The sequence below is a fragment of the Streptomyces sp. NPDC086989 genome (assembly GCF_044745505.1).
In the GTDB taxonomy this organism is placed as follows: Bacteria; Actinomycetota; Actinomycetes; order Streptomycetales; family Streptomycetaceae; genus Streptomyces.
The window spans coordinates 1-3341 of the sequence record NZ_JBIVAL010000053.1 but is presented as its reverse complement, the minus strand read 5'-3'; the positions used below and the strand labels follow the sequence as shown (position 1 = coordinate 3341).

The 3341-nt window shown below is 67.1% G+C and carries 1 protein-coding gene and 3 pseudogenes; 2 read left to right on the top strand and 2 right to left on the bottom strand.

All coding sequences use genetic code 11. The features are described 5' to 3' along the window. Positions 1–636 precede the first annotated feature (636 nt). Both ACIPK4_RS40055 and ACIPK4_RS40050 read left to right on the top strand, forming a co-directional pair. Positions 637–1755 carry a hypothetical protein gene (locus ACIPK4_RS40055; protein ID WP_402322895.1) on the top strand — a complete coding sequence of 373 codons (1119 nt, stop codon included), beginning with the start codon at positions 637–639 and terminating at the stop codon, positions 1753–1755. Between the two features lie 286 nt (positions 1756–2041). Beyond that, positions 2042–2347, top strand: a pseudogene (locus tag ACIPK4_RS40050) (sugar nucleotide-binding protein); the annotation flags it as partial. On the opposite strand, the pseudogene ACIPK4_RS40045 reads toward ACIPK4_RS40050, so the two are convergent. Together ACIPK4_RS40045 and ACIPK4_RS40040 are read right to left on the bottom strand one after the other, a co-directional pair. Further along, a pseudogene (locus tag ACIPK4_RS40045) lies at positions 2336–2801 on the bottom strand (transposase); the annotation flags it as partial. The pseudogenes ACIPK4_RS40050 and ACIPK4_RS40045 overlap by 12 nt on opposite strands. Before the next feature lie 140 nt (positions 2802–2941). Continuing rightward, positions 2942–3225, bottom strand: a pseudogene (locus ACIPK4_RS40040) (lamin tail domain-containing protein); the annotation flags it as partial. Positions 3226–3341 lie beyond the last annotated feature (116 nt).

The following is a 3341-nucleotide window of genomic DNA, read 5'->3' as shown; positions in this document are numbered from 1 at the left end:
TCAGCCAGCTTCGGCGCCGGCTCAGGCAACAACGGCTCGATCAGCGACCACAGCTCATCCGACACGATCCACGGCCGCGACTGACGTTTCCCCACAGCAGGACCAACGACCACCCGAACCGAAAGTCACATGATCAACGGCTTCTGTTAGGACCTCTAAACCAAGGGGTCCGGGCTGCCCGCGCCGGTTGCTGAGGCTGAACACCCCCGGCACCCGCCCCCTGCACGAGCAGACGGCTTGATCATTCGCCTCACCCGTTCGGCGTAACCGCGGCCGGCGTGCTCGCCAAGGCTCCTGCCGGGGCCGGGGGCAGAGCGTGTCGTGGGATACCCGTCACGGACGTCCGTCGCGGTGGCGGGTGTACAGGTGCTGCGCCTTCCATGGAGGCAGGCATGTCCGGCTGTGACGGTGCCGTGGGCCCCCGCCCCGTACGGCCTCGGGCGACCCCACCCGCATCGGACTGCTTCTGCATCGGCCCATGAGCGGCCCACTTCTCTCCGGGCGGGCTGTCCGCACGGGACCGACCGATCACTCGTCACGGTCATGCGTCCATCGAGGAAGGAGAAAGCCATGCTGTCGACGCCCCAGACGTTCGGAGCACTCACGGTGTGCTTCTGGGACCCATCCGATCACTCCATGCCGGATGACACCTGGTACAGCCTCGTCCTGACGGGATTCGAGGGTGCCCAGATGGCCGGGATCGTCATCTTGGTGAAGGAGACCGACCCGGACCCGAACAACCCCCTGCTGGCCGCTCCCGTTCGCTTCGACCAGCTCGCCGACACGCTCTGGCGGCCGGTGGCACCGGACGGGTACCTGGCCTTCTCCGACGTGTTCGAACCCGAGGGGGGTGACCCCAACAGCAACGGTGACGCCCGGTGGTGCATGTGTGTGCGGGCAGGACAGCAGAGTGACGGCCACACCTACGTCAGCACCAACGCGCCGGTGGAGAGCGAAAGCGGCCCCTTCGGCGGCTGGCGCATCACACCCCCTCAGTACACGGGCGATCCGGACGGCATCCTGCTGACGACCGATGGTGCCTTCGTCTACTCCCCCGATGGGCCACCTGTGGACACCCCCGTCCAAAACCTCCTGAACCTGCCGCCGGTAATCGTCACCGGTCCTCCCCCGGCCCCGCCGACCATGGACAGCTTCGACGAGCCGGTCGGGCAAACCGTTCCGTCGGTCGACCGGACGGTCCTCGTCCCGTTCTTGGCCATTCAGGACGGGACGGGTGTCGAGTGGCAGCTGGCCAACTCGCCCTATTACACGGTCATCCGCAAACGCAGCTACACCCTGGCGTTGTACGGGAACAACCAAGGGGACACCTCGCAAAGCCAGTCCAAGGCGCTCACGTACGGCGTCAGCACCACCGATTCCCAGACCTTCAGCTCCTCTGTCGGGGTCACGGTCGGCTTCGAAGCCGGCGTGGACATCTTCGTGGCGGAGGCCAAGGTCTCCACGTCACTGTCGGTCAACCTGGGCTACGCGTCGTCCACGGCGGTCACGGACATGCAGTCGGAAACGATCACGCAGACCCTCGTCGTCCAACCGAAGACCGCCGGAGCCATGTACAACGAGACCCACACCATCGACGTCCGCCGGCAGGACGGCTCCGAGGCCAGCGTCACGGGGCCCCTCACGTTCGAGGCGTACAGCTCCGTCTACTACGTGAGTTATGACGGTTCCAGCTCACAGGGGCGACACGAGCCGGTACGAGCGCACGTGACCAGCATGCCGCTGCCCGGGACCTGACCGTACCCGTACACCCACCGGCGCCCGGCGAGGGATGGCACCCCCGCCGGGCGTCCGTCAACTGAGGCGAGGGGACACGCCGCCGACACCGCGTCGGTCCTGGCGGGCCCCCCGAATCCTGATGCGCCTCGCCTTGCGCTGACGGACCCGCACCGGGCCCGGGCGGCGCGGCGGCCCGTGCGTCGGCCAACGGCAGGCCGACGCACGGGGAGACGCTCCGGCGTTACGACGTGTAGTAGCCAGCGATGTCGGCGATGAGGTCGACGGAGCCTGCGTTGTTGTAGAAGCTGCCGTGGTGGCCCGCACCTCTCTGATCATCGGCGACGGGAAGTCCGAACACGAACGGGCGGTTCACGACCTTGCCGCCGGTACCCGCGTCGGCGTCCTGTTCACCGACGACATCCGTTGCCCAGTACATGTGGCCGACTTGGCCTCAGCTCTCATGGAACTCGCGTCGGGAGATGCAACCGGCATCCACCACCTCGGCGGAAGCGAGGCTCTGAGCCGTCTCGAACTCGGCATCCTCATCGCCAGGCGCGACGGACTCGACGACTCCCGACTGCCCGCAGGTTTACGGGCCGACTCCATGCTCGGACAGTTCGCGTTCGAAGTCACGGCCGAAGTAGTTCTTGTCGCCGATGAGAGTCTGTCGGGGGCGCTCTCGCAGAAGCTCGCGTTCGGCTGCCAGGAGGCCAAGGGGGGCCTCGCATTCGTCGGGCCTTGGCCCCGGTCAGGGCGAAGGCGATGGGCAGGCCCTGAAGGGTTCAGGCGCACGCCCCAGAAGAAGCGGCTGTGGTGGCGCAGTAGCCGTATTCGGCCCAACCTGCCAGGTCGGAGAGTTTGACGGTCTCGTGGGAGCGGCCGCATTCCACCGGGGTGGAGTCCACGACCCATACGTCGTCGCTCCACACCGAGGTGGTGGTGGCCAGGATCCGGTTGACGCTTCGCATCAGACCGGCGGCCTTGCGCAGCCGCTTGTTGTAGCCGGGCTACTGGGGCAGGTAGGGGAAGAGGTGGCGCAGATGGGCACGGGCATAGCGGAGCCATACGGAATGTGAGACGCAGACGGAACTGACGGATCCATCAACCGACCGGCCAGAGCGCGCAGGCATCGTCCCCCTGCCAGGCAGCTTGACGGTGTCGGTGGCCGCCCGCCGTCCAAGCGGCCACCGACGGTCACCGCTCGTCAGTGGTGGCGGTGGCCCCAGGACTCGGTGTCGACGGTGCGGCCTCGGTCATCGCGCAGGGTGGCGGTGTCGGCGCGGTTGTCCCAGACGTAGTCGCGGCGGTTCTGGAACAGGTCGGTACGGGTTGCGGCCGGACCCGGAGTGAATACGGATCGTGGCCCGCCCGTTGATGCGGACGCTGTCGAAGCGGCAGCGGTTGCCGTCCGCGTTGCGCAGCGTCCAGCCGCGGAGGTTGATCGCGGGTGGTGTTGGTGATCTCCACCCACTCCGCGTTCAGGGACCGGGTTACTGACCGTTAGGAGTTCTAAGACGTCGTTTCATTTGGTGAGGCGGCGGTGGCAGATGAGGGCTGCGGCTATGCCGACGAAGGCGAGGAAGTGTTCAGCCTTGCGCTCGTAG